Annotated in this window: 14 protein-coding genes and 5 pseudogenes; 12 read left to right on the top strand and 7 right to left on the bottom strand. The window is 55.4% G+C overall.

What is annotated here, in order from left to right:
- The first annotated feature begins 572 nt into the window (after positions 1–572).
- A pseudogene (putA, locus tag GTU79_RS16365) lies at positions 573–4,645 on the top strand (trifunctional transcriptional regulator/proline dehydrogenase/L-glutamate gamma-semialdehyde dehydrogenase).
- A gap of 324 nt (positions 4,646–4,969) precedes the next feature.
- On the opposite strand, the gene fliZ reads toward putA, so the two are convergent.
- The 3 genes and pseudogenes from fliZ to GTU79_RS16380 all read right to left on the bottom strand — a co-directional run bounded on the left by fliZ (position 4,970) and on the right by GTU79_RS16380 (position 8,333).
- Positions 4,970–5,479 (bottom strand): flagella biosynthesis regulatory protein FliZ, encoded by a 510-nt coding sequence (gene fliZ / locus GTU79_RS16370; RefSeq protein ID WP_132921252.1) that lies wholly within the window; start codon positions 5,477–5,479, stop codon positions 4,970–4,972.
- A gap of 123 nt (positions 5,480–5,602) precedes the next feature.
- Positions 5,603–6,324: pseudogene (locus tag GTU79_RS16375) on the bottom strand (RNA polymerase sigma factor FliA).
- 254 nt (positions 6,325–6,578) lie between these two features.
- On the bottom strand, positions 6,579–8,333 hold the full coding sequence (locus GTU79_RS16380; RefSeq protein ID WP_214513142.1) for a flagellin N-terminal helical domain-containing protein: 1,755 nt from the start codon (positions 8,331–8,333) through the stop codon (positions 6,579–6,581).
- Between the two features lie 290 nt (positions 8,334–8,623).
- Here GTU79_RS16380 and fliD point away from each other — a divergent pair, with 290 nt between their 5' ends.
- From fliD to GTU79_RS16400, 4 genes and pseudogenes are all read left to right on the top strand, one after another.
- Positions 8,624–10,099, top strand: a complete 1,476-nt coding sequence (gene fliD, locus GTU79_RS16385; RefSeq protein ID WP_253073313.1) for a flagellar filament capping protein FliD — start codon at positions 8,624–8,626, stop codon at positions 10,097–10,099.
- 36 nt (positions 10,100–10,135) lie between these two features.
- Positions 10,136–10,562 (top strand): annotated as a pseudogene (fliS, locus tag GTU79_RS16390) (flagellar export chaperone FliS).
- A 48-nt stretch (positions 10,563–10,610) separates the two neighbouring features.
- A complete protein-coding gene (gene fliT, locus GTU79_RS16395; protein WP_253073314.1) occupies positions 10,611–11,171 on the top strand; it encodes a flagellar protein FliT in 561 nt (186 codons plus the stop codon).
- Between the two features lie 164 nt (positions 11,172–11,335).
- A complete protein-coding gene (locus GTU79_RS16400) occupies positions 11,336–11,590 on the top strand; it encodes a CsbD family protein (RefSeq protein WP_203521176.1) in 255 nt (84 codons plus the stop codon).
- Between the two features lie 67 nt (positions 11,591–11,657).
- Here the strand turns inward: GTU79_RS16400 and GTU79_RS16405 are convergent, their stop codons facing one another.
- The gene (locus GTU79_RS16405; protein WP_203521175.1) at positions 11,658–11,861 is read right to left on the bottom strand and encodes a hypothetical protein; all 204 of its coding nucleotides are present in this window, start codon (positions 11,859–11,861) and stop codon (positions 11,658–11,660) included.
- A gap of 541 nt (positions 11,862–12,402) precedes the next feature.
- On the opposite strand from GTU79_RS16405, the pseudogene GTU79_RS16410 reads away from it, so the two are divergent.
- Together GTU79_RS16410 and GTU79_RS30470 are read left to right on the top strand one after the other, a co-directional pair.
- Positions 12,403–12,564: pseudogene (locus GTU79_RS16410) on the top strand (con-10 family general stress protein); the annotation flags it as partial.
- Between the two features lie 24 nt (positions 12,565–12,588).
- Positions 12,589–12,645, top strand: a pseudogene (locus GTU79_RS30470) (con-10 family general stress protein); the annotation flags it as partial.
- Positions 12,646–12,768: 123 nt separating this feature from the next.
- Here GTU79_RS30470 and GTU79_RS16415 read toward each other — a convergent pair.
- Entirely contained in the window at positions 12,769–12,993 is a 225-nt protein-coding gene (locus GTU79_RS16415; RefSeq protein ID WP_214513143.1) for a hypothetical protein, read from the bottom strand.
- Positions 12,994–13,108: 115 nt separating this feature from the next.
- Entirely contained in the window at positions 13,109–13,603 is a 495-nt protein-coding gene (locus GTU79_RS16420) for a hypothetical protein (RefSeq protein ID WP_214513144.1), read from the bottom strand.
- 144 nt (positions 13,604–13,747) lie between these two features.
- Here GTU79_RS16420 and GTU79_RS16425 point away from each other — a divergent pair, with 144 nt between their 5' ends.
- Positions 13,748–13,963, top strand: coding sequence for a hypothetical protein (locus GTU79_RS16425; protein ID WP_132921244.1), 216 nt, complete (start codon positions 13,748–13,750; stop codon positions 13,961–13,963).
- Positions 13,964–14,134: 171 nt separating this feature from the next.
- Here GTU79_RS16425 and fliE read toward each other — a convergent pair whose 3' ends face one another.
- Entirely contained in the window at positions 14,135–14,449 is a 315-nt protein-coding gene (gene fliE / locus GTU79_RS16430) for a flagellar hook-basal body complex protein FliE (protein ID WP_203521172.1), read from the bottom strand.
- Between the two features lie 235 nt (positions 14,450–14,684).
- Between fliE and fliF the strand changes: the two genes are divergently transcribed.
- The 4 genes from fliF to fliI are packed head-to-tail and all read left to right on the top strand — an operon-like array spanning position 14,685 to position 19,426.
- On the top strand, positions 14,685–16,391 hold the full coding sequence (gene fliF / locus GTU79_RS16435; RefSeq protein WP_214513145.1) for a flagellar basal-body MS-ring/collar protein FliF: 1,707 nt from the start codon (positions 14,685–14,687) through the stop codon (positions 16,389–16,391).
- A complete protein-coding gene (gene fliG, locus GTU79_RS16440) occupies positions 16,388–17,377 on the top strand; it encodes a flagellar motor switch protein FliG (RefSeq protein ID WP_214513146.1) in 990 nt (329 codons plus the stop codon). The genes fliF and fliG overlap by 4 nt, the downstream gene beginning before the upstream one ends.
- Entirely contained in the window at positions 17,370–18,059 is a 690-nt protein-coding gene (gene fliH / locus GTU79_RS16445) for a flagellar assembly protein FliH (RefSeq protein ID WP_203521170.1), read from the top strand. The genes fliG and fliH overlap by 8 nt, the downstream gene beginning before the upstream one ends.
- Positions 18,059–19,426: a flagellar protein export ATPase FliI gene (gene fliI, locus GTU79_RS16450; RefSeq protein ID WP_203521169.1), complete on the top strand. Its 1,368-nt coding sequence runs from the start codon at positions 18,059–18,061 to the stop codon at positions 19,424–19,426. Before fliH ends, fliI begins: the two co-directional genes overlap by 1 nt.

Genomic DNA, 19,426 nt, shown 5'->3' on the forward strand with positions numbered 1-19,426 from the left:
CCTGAAAAATGCACGATAGGTTTTTTTTCATCGGGAGGAAAATAGGAATATCGGGAATTGCGGGGGGCAGAAGCTGTGCCGTAAATCGGGAATAGTGTGTTGAGGTGGTAATCGCCGAGCGCTTCGGTGGCGATTGAAAAACATCCGGTGGTATAGTCAGCCCATAAAGGACACTGTCATTAGCGATCCCCATAGTGAGGTTTATATTTCGCGTCGCCACTACTGCTGAAACTGACGCGCTTGCTAACTGGCGCTTCCTAACTTGATTATAATGACATTGCTACAGATTGCTGCCACATTGCAACAATTTTTTTTGCAAGCGACCAATAAATAGTCAGGCCACCGCTAAACGGGTATTTACCGCCTCGCTGTACGATGAAATCATTTATTACAAATAAAATGGTTATTGTATGAATAATATTATATTTATATAAAAATCTCAGCCGGACAATTCCCATTTTACACCGAAGAGGGACAGGCTGTTAACCATAAGTTAAACATTTATTAACTGAGTTGCACTTAGTTGCAACTTTAGCGATAGTGTTGCATCTATTGTTCAGCAGGGTGGCAGCATGGCAAGCACGACGATGGGGGTTAAACTGGATGAGGCGGCCAGGGAACGGATAAAATTGGCGGCCCAACGCATTGATCGCACTCCGCACTGGTTAATAAAGCAGGCCATATTCCGCTACCTGGAGGAGCTGGAGCACGGTGGCGCCATAGCGGATAATGACGCCGATCGCGCCGCCGGTGAGACTGCCGATCGCGAAAATATCGTCGTTCTTGGCTTAGAAGCGGCGACTCGGCCTTTCCTGGATTTTGCTCAGGAGATTCTGCCCCAGTCCGTAGTACGCGCCGCAGTCACCGCGGCGTGGCGGCGGCCCGAAGCCGACATGGTCCCGCTGCTGCTTGAACAGGCCCGCCAGCCGGCTTCCCAGGCGCAGGCCGTCAATCGGCTGGCCGAGCGATTGGCCGAAACGCTGCGTAAGCAAAAGGCCGGTACCGGCCGGGCCGGGATGGTACAACATTTATTGCAGCAATTTTCCCTGTCGTCACAGGAAGGGGTCGCCCTGATGTGCCTGGCGGAGGCGTTGCTGCGCATCCCCGACAAAGCGACCCGCGATGCGCTGATCCGCGACAAAATCAGCCAGGGAAACTGGCAGGCCCATGTCGGCCGCAGCCAGTCGATGTTCGTCAATGCCGCGACCTGGGGCCTGCTGTTTACCGGCCGTTTGGTCTCCACCCATAACGAAGCCAGCCTGACCCGATCATTGAACCGCATCATCGGTAAAAGCGGCGAGCCGCTGATACGCAAGGGGGTGGATATGGCGATGCGGCTGATGGGGGAGCAGTTCGTCACCGGCGAAAATATCGGCGAGGCGCTGGCCAATGCCCGCCGGCTGGAGCAAAAAGGCTTTCGCTATTCGTATGATATGCTGGGGGAAGCCGCTCTGACCGACGCCGATGCGCAGACCTATATGGCCTCATATCAGCAGGCCATTGACGCCATCGGCAAGGCGTCAAACGGCCGGGGGATCTATGAGGGGCCGGGCATCTCCATCAAACTGTCGGCGCTGCATCCCCGCTACAGCCGCGCTCAGTACGGGCGGGTCATGGAGGAGCTTTACCCGCGCCTGCTGGCGCTGACCCTGCTGGCAAGGCATTATGACGTCGGCATTAATATCGATGCCGAAGAAGCCGATCGGCTGGAGCTTTCCCTCGATTTGCTCGCCAAACTCTGTTTTGAGCCGGCGCTGGCGGGTTGGAACGGTGTGGGTTTTGTGATCCAGGCCTACCAGAAGCGCTGCCCCTGGGTTATCGATGAATTGGTGGATCTGGCCAAAAGAAGCCGCCGTCGACTGATGATCCGGCTGGTCAAGGGCGCCTATTGGGACAGTGAAATCAAACGCGCCCAGCTTGACGGGCTGGAGGGCTACCCGGTATTCACCCGCAAGGCTTACACCGATATTTCCTATCTGGCCTGCGCGCGCCGTTTGCTGGCGGTGCCGCAATATATTTATCCGCAGTTCGCCACCCATAACGCGCAAACCCTGGCGGCGATATATTACGCCGCCGGACAGAATTATTACCCCGGCCAGTATGAGTTCCAGTGCCTGCACGGCATGGGCGAACCCTTGTACGATCTGGTGGTGGGCAACGCCACCGAAGACAAGCTTAACCGTCCCTGCCGCATCTATGCGCCGGTGGGCACCCATGAAACCCTGCTGGCCTATCTGGTGCGCCGATTGCTGGAAAACGGCGCCAACAGTTCTTTTGTCAATCGTATCGCCGATTCCGCCATTCCCCTGGACCAACTGATTGCCGACCCGGTGGAAGACGTGGTCCGGCTGGGAGAGCAGGAGGGCTGTATCGGCCTGCCGCACCCGGCCATTCCCCTGCCCCGCCATCTCTACGGCGCGGACCGGCTCAATGCCGCCGGTCTCGACCTGGCCAATGAACACCGTCTGGCGTCCCTTTCCAGCGGCCTGCTTAACAGCGGTCAGCATCTGTGGCTGGCCGAACCGGTCATCGCTGGCGGCGTGCCCAATGGCCCGGCGGCGAACCAGCCTGCTTCTCCCCCGGTTCACGACGATCCCGCTGCCCCGCCAATCGTCCCGGCGGAGGATGTGCCGAGGGGCGAATCCCGTCCGATCGTGAATCCCGCCGACGGCCGCGACCGGGTAGGCGTTTGCCGCGACGCCACCGGGAGCGAGGTGCGCCGCGCCATCGCCGCTGCACTGCATTATGCCCCCATGTGGGCGTCCACGCCGGCCAATGAGCGGGGGGCGATCCTGGAGCGGGCGGCGGCGCTGATGGAGACGCGAATACAGACGCTGATGGGTTTACTGGTTCGCGAGGCCGGTAAAAACCTGGCTAATGCAGTGGGCGAAGTGCGGGAAGCAGTGGATTTTCTCCGTTATTACGCCGGCCAGATTAAATGCATCGACGACGGCGATCTGAGGCCATTGGGCCCGGTGGCCTGTATCAGTCCGTGGAATTTTCCCCTGTCGATTTTATCGGCCAGGTATCGGCGGCGCTGGCGGCCGGGAATACCGTACTGGCCAAACCGGCGGAACAGACCCCGCTGATTGCCGCCCAGGCCGTGGCGCTGCTGCTGGAAGCAGGGTCCCCCGGCGCGTTGCAGCTGTTGCCCGGCGACGGAGAAACCGTCGGTGCGGCCCTGGTGGCGGACTCAAGAATTCGCGGCGTCTTGTTTACCGGGTCCACCGCCGTGGCGGCCGCCATCAATAAAACCCTGGCAACCCGCTTGAATCCACAGGGACGCACGGTGCCGCTGATTGCCGAGACCGGCGGGCTGAACGCCCTGAGAGTGGAACCCTCAGTCCCCACCGCGCAGGTGGTGACCGATATTATCGCCTCGGCCTTTGACAGCGCCGGCCAGCGCTGTTCGGCGCTGCGGCTGCTGTGCGTACAGGAAGAGGTGGCCGAACGCACCCTCACCATGCTGCGGGGCGCCATGGCGGAGTGCGTGCTGGGGGATCCCCGCCGCCTCTCCACCGATATCGGGCCGGTCAATGACCTGGCGGCCAAACGGTTGATCGAAGATCATATTGCCGCCATGAGCGAAGCCGGGCATCTCGTATGGCAGGCCCCCCAAGGCGCTGCCGATACGCGGCCGGACTCTTTGCCAGCAAATCTTGAAGCCGGTACCTTTGTGCCGCCGACGTTGATTGAACTGGAGCATGTCGGCGAACTGGATAAAGAAGTTTTCGGTCCGGTGCTGCACGTGGTGCGCTACCGGCGCAGCGATCTGGCCCGGTTAATCGGCCAAATCAATGACAGCGGCTATGGTCTTACCCTGGGGTTGCATACCCGCATTGATGAGACCATCGAGCAGGTGGTGGCGCTGGCGCGGGTGGGCAATGCTTATATCAACCGCAATATGGTGGGCGCCGTGGTGGGGGTACAACCCTTCGGCGGCGAAGGGCTTTCGGGCACCGGTCCCAAGGCCGGCGGTCCTCTTTATCTTTACCGCCTGCTGTCCCACCGTCCGATAGATTGCCCACCGGCATCCTTGCGGCTGCTGGATAAAAGCCCGGCGGCGCAGCCAACGGAAGAACTCGCGCCGGCGCTCCGGGCGCTGGCGGCATGGACTGAGGAAAAATATGGCGCCGGACAGGCCGCGCTGTTCCGTCGTTTCGGCGCGCTGTCCCAGGCCGGGACAACGCGGCTGTTAACCGGCCCTACCGGCGAGCAGAATACCTATCGCCTGCTGCCCAGGGAGCGGGTGCTCTGTCTGGCGGAGGACGATACGGATCTGTTAACCCAGCTGGCCGCCGTGTTCGCTACGGGCGCCACCGCACTGTGGGCCGATACGCCGGCGGCGCGTTTATTGTTCAATGCCCTGCCGCTGCCGGTCCGGCAAAAAATCCTGTACAATGCGGACTGGCCCGCCGCCGCCGAGCCCCTTCATGCGGTGCTGTTTCACGGCGATTCGGATAAACTGCTCGCCCTGTGCGGCGCTGTCGCCCGGCGCCCCGGCCCTATTATTCAGGTACACGGCTACGCACGGGGCGATGCGGCCATTTTGCTGGAGCCGTTGCTGATTGAGCGTTCGGTGAGCGTAAACACGGCCGCTGCCGGCGGCAATACCAGCCTGATGACGTTGGAGGAAGGCTTTTAAGCGGCATCGGCGCGGTCTCCCTTTAACAGGTTGGTTGCACGTTCGGTGCTGGCGGGCTTACCGTGCCATGTGGCGCTCGGTCGGGCGGGAGAACCACGCCCGATTCGACCACATTGGCGCGGTCTCCCTTTAACCGGTTCGTTGCACGATCGGAGGTAGCGGGCCTACCGTGCCATGTGGCGCTCGGTCGGGCGGAAAACCACGCCCGATTCGACCACATCGGCGCGGTCTCCCTTTAACACGCTCGGTTTACGCCTCGGAGCTATTCGACTCAGTGACTATTTTGCATCGGGTCCGGAAGGGAAGGATTATTTTCCCTACATATCAGAAACTACGCTGCCAATCCAGATATTGGTTATATTTTCGCAGCGCTATGCGATAATTGCTTTGCCCGGCATCGGGCACTTCGTCGATAAGATTTTGCGGTCCGCTCGGGCGCTCAAATTTATCGTGGGGATAATTTCTGGCCGCCAGTATTTCATCCAGGCGCCGCAGGCGAACCACATATTCACGAATAGTGCTGTGGCTCATTGCCGTCTGTTCAAATAGATATTGCTTGAAGGCTTTGATGTCGAAATAATTCGGTTCGGCGTGGCAGGATATTACGCTGCAAAACCGGCATAATGCCATGAGTTCTTTATTCAGATTGTGCCAGACCTGATCGTCGATCAGTTGATCCATGCCGGCGATGGCTTCTTTATTGATGATCTGTCCGCGAAATACCAGAGTCATGCGGTCCAGAGGCTTGCCGCATTGGCAGCAGTGCGTTTGGCTGTGCTTGAAATCTTTTAAATAGCGGCTCAATGGCCGCTTTTTTTCCACTTTGGCTAACATAGTGTTTTCCCTAGTGCTGATGAATAGTGCTGGTGAATAGTGCTGATAATGGTGCTAATAAATAGCGCTGTTAAAGCGTGTTGGTAAAAGTGCATAAAATAAAACCGCCCAGTGAGAATAGGGTCAGATATCGCTGTCAAGCCGCGACCGTAAACGTTTAATTGCCTGACTGTGCAATTGGCTTACCCGCGATTCGCCGACCTCCAAAACCGCACCGATCTCTTTCAGGTTCAGTTCTTCCTGGTAATAAAGCACCAATACCATTTTTTCTCTTTCAGGTAAGGCATCTATGGCTTCTATTACACGTTCACGTAACTTGCCTTCCATTAATACATTGAGCGGATTGGCTTCCTCGTGCCCCGGCAGTAAATTATCGACGCTGTCGCCATGATCTTCACACCATTCATCATAGGAGAAGAGCTGGCTGTTATTGGTATCCAATAATATCTGCCGATATTCCTGCAGCGAAATATTCAAGGTCTGAGCCACTTCCTGTTCCGATGCGGCCCGGCCCAACTGCTGCTCGGCCTGATGGATGGCCTGGGCGACTTCCCGTGCATGGCGCCGTACGCTGCGCGGCACCCAGTCCCGGCTGCGCAGTTCATCAAGCATCGCGCCGCGGATGCGTTGTACCGCATAGGTGGTAAAGGCCGTTCCCTGCAGGGAATCGTACCGTTCCACCGCGCTCAACAGGCCGATTCCCCGGCCTGCAGCAAATCGTCCAACTCTACGCTGGCGGGAAGCCTGACCTGTAACCGCAGGGCCTCATGACGGACCAGAGGGATATAGCGCTGCCAAAGGGTCTGCTTATCGATTACGCCCGCGGCAGTATACAAATCGCTCACCATGCCTCACCCTACATTGATCCTGTTATCGATGTTATTATCCCTAGGTAAGACAAGATCAATCGCTGGAATAGTCACCCAAATACCCCTCTGTTTGCGCCTTGCCGCTCCTTGCATATGTATGAAAAATGTTATTGATAATTAACGGCAGGTTATCGAAATATCACACTGTCTCACCTGCATCCCGCTGTCGTTTGTGATAAAAAACCCCGCCGAAAAGCGGGGTTGAACCTGGATAAAACAGGCGCTATGGCTTATTTCAGCAGAGACAGAACGGTCTGCGGAACCTGGTTGGCTTGGGCCAGTACGGAAGTACCGGCCTGTTGCAGGATCTGCGCCTTGCTCATATTGGAGACTTCCGTCGCGTAGTCGGCATCCTGGATACGGGATTGCGCTTCGCTCAGGTTGGTGGTGGTGCTGCTCAGGTTGTCGATGGTGGAATCCAGACGGTTCTGGATGGCACCCAGATTGGAACGCATGGTATCCACGTCCGACAAGGCTTTATCCAACGTTGCCAAAGCGTCGTTGGTAGCCGGGCCGGCAATGGCTTTGCTGGAATCCACGGAAACCGTCGCTGCGCCATCATCACCCACGGTAACCGTGGCGGCATAGGACATACACTTGGAGTCCTGGACAAAATAATTGCCCTTGGAATCCTGCACCAGGCTATCACCGGACATATCCTTGCCGCTGGCATCGGTAATGGAGATCGACGTTACGGCAGTATTATTGATCTTGGTGGCTGCCGTATCAGCTATGAAATCATTTTTGTCGGCATCGCCTGGATTCACAGCGAAAGTACCCTTGGTTTCATTGCCTACGGTAACGGTGGTAGTAGTTCCGTCACTGCTGATTGACGCCGCGCTGTATAAGGCATCGGCAGTCTTGACGTAATAATTACCGCTATCATCTGTCACAAGAGAACCGGTGACTGATTTGCCGGAGGCATCTTTAAAGGCCATAGTTGCCGTGGTGGTGGCGCTGCTTTGATTACTGGTGGTGGTGGTGCCGTTGGTGACACTTTCACCCAGGCTCACCACGACGCCTGTGCCTACCGCTGCCAGGGCGCTGACAGTAGGAGCAGCGGGAGTTGCGACAGTAGCGGTAAAATCGGTGCCATCAGTTGTTGTACCGGCGGTTGCACTGTCAGGATCGACGGTGACTTGCCCGGCAGCATTAACAGATACGGCTTTATACAGCGTAACATTGCTGCCGGTACCCGGTACGGAAAGATAGGTATTGCCGCCTTCGGTTACCAGAGAACCACTAAGGGTATTCGTGCCATCGGTAAAAGTAAGATCGGCAACATCATCGGCAGTGGTAGTGCCGGTAACGCCAGCCAATGTGCCCGCAACACTCGGATCATCTGTTCCGTTGACTAGCTTTATGCCATCGGTAAAGTCGGCAATCGCCGGTGTCGTCGGTGCTCCTGCTGCAGGCGTAGTATCCGTCTTGACAGTCGTAGTCTGACCTTGCGCGCCATTTACATTAAACGTACCCAATCCCAGGGTTTTGGCATCAACTTGCTGCAAATTGATGGAGATGGTCTGGCCGTCATCGGCGCCAACCTGAACCGACAGGCTCTTGTCAGCACTCAGTACCTTCACGCCGTTGAAGTCGGTTTGTTGGGAGATACGGTCCACTTCAGCCAAGCGCTGGGTCACTTCATCCTGGATGGACTGCAGGTCGCTGGCGGAGTTGGTGCCGGTTTGCGCCTGTACGGTCAGGGTACGGATAGCCTGAAGGTTATCGTTGACTTCGTCCAGCGCGCCTTCGGTGGTCTGCGCCAGGGAGATACCGTCGTTGGCGTTGCGGGACGCCTGGGTCAACCCGTTGATATTGGAGGTGAAGCGGTTGGCGATGGCTTCGCCGGCGGCGTCATCCTTGGCGCTGTTAATGCGCAGGCCCGATGACAGGCGTTCAATAGCGGTTCCCAGAGCGGACTGGGATTTGTTCAGGTTGTTCTGGGCCAGCAGCGAAATGCTGTTGGTATTGATAACTTGTGCCATGGTAATATTCCTTTTAAACGAGCATCAGGACTGAGTTAGCTGAGTTAATAAAGTCGGGCAGTAAAACCGGTCAGCGTTATTGCCCGTCCCACCATGTATCGGCGATGCCCCGGCAACCTTTAGCTGAAAATGCAAATTTTGATTGCGGCGGCAAAAAACCAATAGCCGGAATTACCCCCGGTTAAGCACCTCTTTATCCGCCATAAGAAGAAAAAAAATAGAGTAAACTTCCTGCCGTCTGTGCCGATAACCGCTGTGCTTACCGTGCATGAATGGAGAAAGGAACGAGTATGACAGCAGCCATCAGTTCATTAGGCGTGGGTTCAAATCTGGATTTAAGCAGCTTGTTGGATTCATTACAGACGGATGAAGAAAAGCGCTTAGACCCGATCACCGCCAAGCAAACCAGCTATAACGCCAAGCTGACCGCCTACGGCACGCTGCAAAGCGCGCTGGAAGCCTTCAGCACCGCCTCGAAGGCTTTGACCGATCCGACCCTTTATACCCAGAAGGTCGCCAGCACCAGCGATAACTTTACCACCGATGTCGGTTCCACCGCCGTCAGCGGCAGCTATAGCATCAGCATACAGCAACTGGCCTCGGCGCAGTCGCTGGTGACGCAAAACGTCGCCGCCGATACCAGCACCGCCCTCGGCGGCACCGCCGACAGCAGCGGGCGGTCCCTGAGCATCCAGGTGGGCAGCGGCGCGGCGGTCAATATCAGCCTCACCGATGCACAAACCAGCCTGTCCGGCCTGCGGGACGCCATTAACGGCGCCAATGCCGGCGTTACCGCCAGCATCATGCAGTCGGGGGACAGCGGCTATCAACTGGTGGTGACATCCAATGCCACCGGCGAAAATTCCGGTATCACCATGAGCGTCAGCGGCGATAGCACGCTGAACGGCATTCTGGGTTACAGCGCCGGTAACGTCGATCCCAGCACCGCAAGCGTGCCCGCGACCGGCATGAAGGAAACCACTCAGGGTAAGGATGCGCTGCTGACGGTAAACGGCGTTTCGGTTGACCGCAGCAGCAATACCATTAGCGACGTGCCGCAGGGCGTGACCCTGACGCTTAATTCGGTTACCACATCCACGCAAAACCTGGTGCTGCGCCAAAGCGTCACCGGGTCCGATAAAGCCATTGATGACTGGATGACCGCTTATAACACCCTGCTCACCACCTTTAATTCCCTGGATCAATATACCGCGGTGGCCGCGGGCGACGATCAGTCCACCACCAACGGCGTGTTGCTCGGGGACAGCGTACTCAATTCGGTGAAAGAACAAATATCCGACGTGCTCAGCACCGCCCAGAGCAGTTCCACCTTCAAGGTGCTCAGCCAGTTGGGCATTACGGTAAAAGATGACTACGGCAACGCGGACAACGGCACCCTGAGCGCCGACGAAACCACGCTGATTAAAAACCTGTCGGACAATCCCACCGCGGTTTCGGCGTTTTTTGTCGGCGACGGCAAGACCACCGGCCTGGCGACCCAGATGGTGAATATCGCCAATACCTTTACCGCCAGCGATGGGGTTATTGACGGCGCCACCGACAGTATCAACTCGATCCTGACCGGCCTCGGCAAGCAATACACCCAGGTGCAAACCAGTATTGATGCTGATATTGCCCGTTATAAAACGCAGTTTACCCAGCTAGACGTGCTGATGTCCTCGCTGAATCAAACCAGTACTTTTTTGACGCAGCAATTTAACGCCATGTCCGGGGTCTCCAACAGCAGCAGTAGCAGCAGCAGCTAATGGCCGATAGCGTTGACAGGATAACAAGGAATTTTTATGTACGGTTCACAAGCATATGCCGCGGTGGGGCTGGAGAGCAGCGTAATGAGCGCCAGCCCGCACAAATTGATTACGTTACTCTTTGACGGGGCGCTCAGCGCCCTGGCAAAAGCGGATATTTATATGGAACAGGGCAATACCGTCGCCAAAGGCAATGCCTTGTCCAACGCCATTAATATTATCAGCAACGGGTTAAAGGTCGGACTGGATATGGAAAAGGCGGTGAACTCAGCCGTAATCTGGCTGAGCTCTATGATTATTTTGCCGTAGATTAATCCAGGTGAATCTGCACAATGACCGCGATCTGCTGAAACAAATCCGGCAAATGCTCGCCGACATTGCCGACGCATGGAAACATATCTCCCGGATACCGCCCAACCATGATAATGGTGATAACGTGAAGAGTCTCATGTTTAATTTCTGATAATGGTTATCCCGACACGTCAAGGTGTGTGATAAAAGCAGCTAGAAAATGAGCGGGATTAACCCACTGTATATGTCAATATCTTTTAGGATAGCCATGATGGATGCTTGCCCTTCCCTTTTAGCCCATTATCAACAAATTCTTGTTTTAAGTGAAAATATGCTGCTAATGGCTCGTCAGTCAGAATGGGATACCTTGGTCTATATTGAAGAAAAATATGTTCATGCCGTGGCGAAGATCTCAGAGCTGAATGCCAGTCAGGAAAATAGTCTGCCTGGCGTCATCCAGGATAAAATTGCCCTGCTGCTGCGCCAGTTGCTAAAGAACGAAACGGAAGTTAACGAACTGCTGCAGGCACGCTTAAATCAGCTAAGGGACCTTATCGGGCAATCGAACCGTCAGCAAACGGTTAATTCGACGTACCACAAGTTTTCAGATCGCGCATCTATGCTGCCGGGCGAAATAAAAAATAACCGCATGAAAAACGGGTTAATTACACCTGCCTCCCGTCAAGACACAAGATATATGCAAGATACTGTATCAAACGCGATGCCCGGATATCCCGCCGGCATGCTGCTAAGGACGATTACCGGTGGAATATGCCGGTAACACCATTATAACGGAATCGTCCTTTGCTCCCGGCAAACAGGTCTTTGCCCGCTCTGAGGGAATATGGAATGCTCTTAAAAATCCGCACCGGTTCGTCTCTTTGACATAATAGTGAAATATTCGCCTATATTTAGAAGGGTTCCATCTAAAGAGGGAAAGTCACTATGTTCGATAAAGCCAAAAATAAAGTGGAAGAAACGGCGGGTAAAGGCCAGGAAGCACTGGGCAAGGCCACCGGCGACAGCGCTATGACGCTGGAAGGAAAAGTGCGTAAACAGACGGCGCAGGCTTGCTACAGCGTTAATGATTGCATTGATTCCATTAAAGCAAAAACCTCCGAGGATCCGATACCGGCGCTGTTGATTGCCGGCGGCGTGGGTTTCTTGCTGGCAAAAATTTTCCGGACTCGCCATCACTAAAAATGTCAGCCCCAGCAATCGCCGGACTGATACGCTGCTATCGGCCATAAAGCTGCTGTCGGCCGGATCAGATTGACAGCAGGCCGATGGCTAGGCCGATAAAAAAACGCCTGGCCTCGTCGGACTCTTTTTCCTGTTCGCCGGTCAGGTAAGCCAGCAGATTGCCCAGTTGAATGTCGACCCCTTGCCGGTGCAGCTCCATTATCGCCTGACCGATGATCTGGCTTAAGGTCTCATGGGTATGCTGCAGTGCTTGTCCGGGTATGCCCATTATCGCCTCCGACTCAATCCCTCTTAGCTTACCGTGCCTTTATGACAGAAAAATGAAGACGCACTTGGCTCAATGCGCTAGGGGCGAGTATTCATCTACTAACGCGACAATAGGGGCAACCCTTAGAATTTTCATAAGGTTATGCATAGCTTAAATAATACCTAACCGCACCGAAGCGATTATTTATCTGTAAGCGAAACGGCCAAAAACATGCCATATAAAAGTAAAGTTACCGCTTCGCTATTTAGCTACTGCAGGATAAACCATCCAATATAATGGTCTGAATTGAAATGCAAATTTTTAATATTGACATAATTGCCGTTAATATTAATTAACATTCAAGGCTAAGATTAATCTTAAACGGCTACTTTTTTTTGCGTGACTCCGCAACCTCTTCTAATATTTAAAAGGTGAAAAGCATTACTCTGTTTTATGTTTTATCACATAAATAGCTTTATATTTCCATCTAGGTATCTTAAATGATGCCATTTATAATTATCAATTATCTCAATAGCATCAGCAACTAGAGCAGGAGTTTATCATGACAGAACATCGCGGTGGTTCAGATAACTTTGCCGAAGATAAAGAGAAAGCATCAAGCGCGGGCCAAAAAGGCGGCCAGCACAGCGGCGGCAATTTTAAAAACGATCCTGAACGCGCTGCCGAAGCCGGTAAGAAAGGCGGGCAGCATAGCGGGGGCAACTTCAAGAATGACCCTGAAAAAGCGTCGGAAGCCGGTAAAAAGGGCGGTGAACACAGCCATGGCGGCGGCCGCAGCTCTTGATTAACCTTTTGATATAAAGCCGCCGGCTGTAATAGCCGGCGGCTTTATATTTTCTCTTCTTCCCGCCGGTATGCCTAAAAGGGTAGCCGATATGCTTAAAAGGGTAAATGTAATTTTAAATCCCTAGGACTTATGGCATAAATCCACATTGATATTCGCTTCCGAAAGACATTGATTTAATGCCTTAAGTGAATCATCCTTGCTATTATGAACGATACGGATAGATTGCCTCGGAATGCCGTCATCGCTTTCATTTAAATTACCGCTAAATAAAACCCAATCATTTTTTAGGTGGAATTTATTCACCGTAATAACGCCGGCTTTTTCATCGGCCTTGTCGTAATCCACTCCGCTATCGATAAGCTTTTGATTTGTTTTATCGAAAAATTATTGATATCGATATCTCTCTTGGTAGCGATATTTTCTCCTTCGCCACGTAAATTTCCCATTTACTTTTATTGCATTACCCCAAATGCTCTTTTTGGTTCGGGGCATAATATACATTAGATAACTGCCTGAACATCGTTGATTGATCGACAGGTATTTCATTTCTATTCAGCAATACCTCAATAGAATCAGCCCCGGTCCTGGAGGCGATTTCGGCGATGGCGATCGATGTCGCCGCCCACTCCATCCTGTTCCCGCCGGTAACGCCGGCCTCAATTTTCACCAGCCGGTGATTATCCTTGAAGGCATTATTGAGCATAATATGTTCAATGACGAAAGGCAGGGATTTGGCGGGTTTTGGGAGGCTTGACTTGCAAGAAGATGAAGCGCAATTAGCCGTATTCAAGAATTTATTTACCGTGGCCTTTGCCGGCTCCCCCTGGGCCGGGGGGTAAACAGCGGCCACTAAGGGGGCTGTTTTCCCCCCCCCGCCGCTATTGAGGTAGGCCACCACGCCAAAAAAAATCACTGCAACCAAAGTGACTATGGGTTTCAATTCATTCATCTTCATAACACAAAGTCCGTATTCAACACTGCGTCACATCCTAGCACTGACGGATCGCAAAGGGATGCAATTGATCACTGATTTTTATCAAGATACCTGCATGCTCAAAGCAGCATAAGGTCAATTTTGATTCAACATAAGGAGATTGTTATGAAGTTGGAAAATGAAGCTGCTTACGAGCTGGCAAAATCGTATGTTTTAACACAGAATTTGTCGACTCATCATGTGTTCTTCCGTACTTTTATGGAGGTGTATGAGGATTACGACAAATGGCTAAGCGCGGAAGATCCTAAAGCGGCGGAATTGAAAGATAAGCCCGGATCTCAAGTCATCAAAACACATCCGCTGAACTTAATGGGGCGTTAAGAGAACATCTGGCGAGCATTAAGCGGTTGCTCGCCAAATTATCCCCCGGTATCTCCGCCCCCATCCGACGTGCTTTTAGCAGGCGCAATTCATCATCCAACGTTATCGTTTTTTGCCCTACCTGCGAAATAGGCGATAAATTAACGCATTCATATCATAGTGTTACCGCTATTACATTGACATATTCATGATATCTTGATAAGCGGCAACCATCTTATTGCGCACCTGTACGCCAGTTTGCAGGGCGATGGAGGATTTTTGCATATCCACCATGACGTCGTTCAGCCCCAGCGGCGAGTTGCCGGTGGCGTAGGCTTGCGATTCCATGGTGGCCTTGTTTTGCGAGTCGCTGATATTATCCAGCGCCGCGCTGAGCTTTTCGGCGAAGCTGCCGCCGGTCACCGGCGCGTCACTACCGTTGCCCGCCGCCTGGGAGGCAGCGCGATGCAATTGCTGTACCGCTGATTCAATACCCTGAATGGCCATAGGAATACCCTCTTTTTTTTATGAGGCAGTTACCTTAACAGAAGCCAACGCCGGCTAAGGCGCTAAATAACGCTAAAACTTACGGTTATTTCAGCCATCGATTTCATCGCCAAAGGCAAATAATGGCGTCCACATTTATAAGATGACCGCCGGCAACGCCCGATAAGCACAAGCAGGAGAGTGTTTTGTTATCAGCCATTCAGCAGCTCTGTTCAACTTTTGGCAGGACAATGCCATGAGTACGGTTAAAAACGGTTCTAGCGGACAAGGCAAGAATCCGTTCATGCCGATGCTAGAGCGACTTCGCAGCCATCCAAAAATTTCCGCGGCCATCGCCGCCGCAGCGGCCATCGCCGTGGTGGTGGTGTTGGCTTTATGGGCGAAAAGCCCCGATTATCGGGTTTTATACAGCAATCTCAGCGATCGCGACGGCGGCGATATCGTCACGCAGCTGACCCAAATGAATATCCCCTATCGTTTCGCCGACCAGGGCAGCGCGGTGCTGGTACCGGCGGAGTCGGTGCATGAAGTGCGGCTGAAGCTGGCCGGGCTGGGTCTGCCTAAAGGCGGCGCGGTGGGATTCGAGTTGTTGGATCAGGAAAAATTCGGCATCAGCCAGTTCAGCGAGCAGATAAACTATCAGCGGGCGCTGGAGGGCGAGCTGGCACGAACCATTGAAACCCTGGGACCGGTTCAGTCGGCGCGGGTTCATCTGGCGTTGCCTAAGCCTTCGCTGTTCGTACGGGAACAGAAAAATCCTTCCGCCTCGGTCACTCTGACTCTGCAGCCGGGGCGCGCGCTGGACGACGGTCAGGTCAATGCTATCGTTTATATGATTTCCAGCAGCGTGGCGGGTTTGCCGCCGGCCAGCGTCACGGTGCTGGATCAACAGGGCCATCTGCTGACCCAGGCCGATTCCAACGGACGGACACTTAACGCCACCCAGCTCAAATTCAACAATGAGCTGGAGGCCCGCTATCAGCGGCGTATCGAAAACATCCTGGCGCCGATGGTGGGCAATGCCAACGTACATGCCCAGGTGACGGCGCAGATAGACTACGACAGCCAGGAGCAAACTGACGAACATTACCAGCCCAACGGCGGTGATGATAATTCCGCCATTCGTTCCAAACAGGTAGCGCAGAGCGAACAGCTGGGCGCCATCCCGCCGGGGGGCGTGCCGGGCGCATTATCCAATCAGCCGGCGCCGGCCGCCACGGCGCCCATTGACCGGTTGACGCAGAACGGACAGCCCAACGCCGCAGGGGGCCGTCCGGGACAGAATCCCCCTAACGCCGCCAACGCTCAAAACCGCGGCGCCCCGGCTACTCCTTCCAATACCCGTCATGATGAGACCATCAATTATGAGCTGGATCATAAGATAGTTCACGTCACGCGCAGCGAGGGCAACCTGCAGCGTCTTTCGGTGGCGGTGGTGGTCAACTATCTGCCGGGGGAAACCGGCAAGCCGGCCACGCCGTTAACCCCGGAACAGCTGAAACAGGTTGAGGATCTCACCCGCGAGGCAATGGGCTTCTCCGCCGATCGGGGCGACTCCCTTAACGTGGTCAATACGCCTTTCGTAAACAGCGCGGACCAGGAAGGCGCCCTGCCGTTCTGGAAGTCAGGAGAATTCTTCGACGGTGTGTTGACCGCCGGCCGCTGGCTGCTGGTGCTGTTGGTGGGCTGGATCCTATGGCGCAAGGTGGTCAGGCCGCTGGTGCAGGCAAAAATGGCCGAACCCGCGGCGCCGGAATCCCCCGCCCCTCGCGCGGCGGAAGATGTGGTGGTCAAGCTCAGCCGCGATCAGCAAGACGAGCAGAAACGGGCGCAGCAGCGTGAAAATACCGAGGCCCGCAGTCAGCGCATCCGGGATATGGCGGATGGGGATCCACGAATTGTGGCGTTAGTGATTCGCCAATGGATGAGCAACGAGCAATGACGATGAATGGAACCGAAAAAAGCGCCATCCTGCTGATGACGCTGGGCGAGGACCGGGCAGCGGAGGTTTTCAAGCATTTATCGGCGCGGGAAGTGCAGCAGCTCAGCAGCGCCATGGCCAACATGCAGCAAACTTCCCAGCAGCAGTTGCTGGAGGTGTTGAAAGAGTTTGAGGCGGAATCGGAACAGTATGCCGCGCTGAGTATCAATGCCGGGGATTTCTTACGCTCGGTGTTGATCAAAGCCCTTGGCGAGCGCGCTTCCATCCTGCTGGAGGATATTCTCGAAACCCGGGAAACCACCACCGGCATGGAGACCCTCAACTTTATGGAGCCGCAAAGCGCGGCGGACCTTATCCGAGAAGAGCATCCGCAAATTATCGCCACCATTCTGGTGCATCTGCGCCGCGGCCAGGCCGCCGATATTCTGGCCTTGTTTGATGAAAAACTGCGCCACGACGTAATGCTGCGTATCGCCACCTTCGGCGGCGTACAGCCTTCCGCTCTGGCGGAACTGACCGAGGTGCTTAACGGCCTGCTCGACGGCCAGAACATGAAACGCAGTAAAATGGGCGGCGTGCGTACCGCGGCCGAGATAATCAACCTGATGAAAACCCAGCAGGAAGAGGCGGTTATCAGCGCCGTGCGGGACTTCGACGGCGAATTGGCGCAAAAAATCATCGACGAGATGTTCCTGTTCGAAAATCTGGTGGAAGTGGACGATCGCAGCATCCAGCGTTTGCTGCAGGAAGTGGAATCGGAATCCCTGCTTATCGCGCTGAAAAATGCCGCCCCGCCGCTGCGGGAAAAATTCCTGCGCAATATGCCGCAGCGTTCCGCGGAGATTCTGCGCGACGATTTAGCCACCCGCGGACCGGTGCGTATGTCTCAGGTGGAGAACGAACAAAAGGCCATTCTGCTGATTGTCCGCCGTTTGGCGGAAAGCGGCGAGATGGCTATTGGCGGTGGGGAGGATACGTATGTCTGATGCATTCAATCATTTACCCTGGCGGCCTTGGGCATTAGACGATCTGGCCCAGCCGGTATTGCCGCCGGTAATGCCCTCGCCGCTGGATGAACCGGCGACGGAGGAATCCGCCCAGCAGGCGGCGCTTAATGAGATGCGCAAAAAAATCCAGGCGGATGCGCAGCGCAACGGATTTGATGAGGGCTTTAAGCAAGGCCGGCAGGACGGATATCAGGCCGGGCTGCGGGCCGGCCAGGAGGAAGGCCGCCAGCAGATATTCCAGGAGCAGCAGCCCGCCGTGGCGCAGCTGCAGCTGCTGGTGAGCGAATTTCAGCATACGCTGGATGCGCTGGACAGCGTGATGGCGGAACGCCTGGCGCAGTTGGCGCTGACCGCCGCCAGAAAGGTTTTGGGCCAGGCCCCGGTGGGAGAAGGCACCGCCATGCTGCGGCAGATTCAGCAATTAATGCAGCAAGAACCGATGCTCAGCGGGAAACCGCAACTGCACGTGCATCCGTCGCTGGTGCCTCTGGTGGAAAAACAATTGGGGGCGACGCTTGATCTGCACGGCTGGCGGCTCATTCCCGATACCGATGTGCATCCCGGCGGCTGTAAGGTAACAGCGCAGGAAGGGGACCTTGACGCCAGCCTGGCTACCCGCTGGCATGAGCTGTGCAGATTGGCCGCTCCGGGAGAATTATAATGACCGCGCGCCTCGGGCGTTGGCTGAAGTCGCTGGATTCCCTCGAACAGCGCCTTGAAGGGACGCCGATGGTGCGTCATTACGGTCGTTTGACCCGCGCCACCGGCCTTATCATGGAGGCCACCGGCTTGCAATTGCCCCTCGGCGCGCCCTGTCTTATCGAACGCCTGCGCCAGGATGTTATTGACGAAATTGATTGTGAAGTGGTGGGTTTCAACGGCGATAAGCTGTTTTTGATGCCGCTGGAAGAGGTGGAGGGTATTGTGCCCGGCGCCCGGGTCTATGCCCGCGTACGTGAAGACGGTCAGTCCGGGAAACAGTTGCCCCTGGGCGTCGAGCTGCTGGGCCGGGTGCTGGACGGCAGCGGAAAGCCGCTGGACGGTTTGCCCGCGGCGGATACCGGTTATAGCGCGTCGCTGAACACCGCGCCGGTGAATCCGCTGCAGCGCACCCCCATCACCGATGTGCTGGATGTAGGAGTGCGCACCATCAATGCGCTGCTGACCGTGGGTCGCGGACAGCGTATGGGGCTGTTTGCCGGTTCCGGCGTGGGCAAAAGCGTTTTGCTGGGCATGATGGCGCGCTACACACGGGCGGATGTGATCGTGGTGGGCCTGATTGGCGAACGCGGCCGCGAGGTGAAGGATTTTATCGATAATATCCTTGGCGCCGAGGGCTTGAAACGGTCGGTGGTGATAGCCGCCCCGGCGGATGTCTCGCCGCTGCTGCGAATGCAGGGCGCGTCATATGCCACCCGTATCGCCGAGGATTTTCGCGATCGCGGTTATCACGTTTTGCTGATTATGGATTCCCTGACCCGCTATGCCATGGCGCAGCGGGAAATCGCCCTGGCGGTGGGGGAACCGCCGGCCACCAAAGGATATCCTCCTTCGGTCTTTGCCCGGCTACCCGCCCTGGTGGAGCGCGCCGGCAACGGGGTCAGCGGCGGCGGCTCCGTTACGGCGTTCTATACCGTGCTCACCGAGGGCGACGACCAGCAGGACCCCATCGCCGACGCGGCGCGGGCCATTCTGGACGGCCATATCGTCCTGTCGCGCCAGCTGGCGGAATCAGGCCATTATCCGGCCATCGATATTGAAGCGTCCATCAGCCGCGCCATGACCGCCATCGTTCCTCCGGAACAGGAACAATTGGTGAGGCAATTCAAACAGCTCTTGTCCCGGTATCAGCGCAACCGGGATTTAATCAGCGTCGGCGCCTATGCCGCCGGCAGCGACCCACTACTGGACCGGGCCATCGCGCTCTATCCGGCCATAGAGGCTTTTTTGCAGCAGAATATGCATCAGCGCAGCGATTATCCGCAGGCTTGCGAGCAGCTGCAGGGATTATTTGGCATTGTCGGTTAA

Origin of the sequence: Sodalis ligni, assembly GCF_016865525.2 — a bacterium.
Classification (GTDB): domain Bacteria; phylum Pseudomonadota; class Gammaproteobacteria; order Enterobacterales; family Enterobacteriaceae; genus Acerihabitans; species Acerihabitans ligni.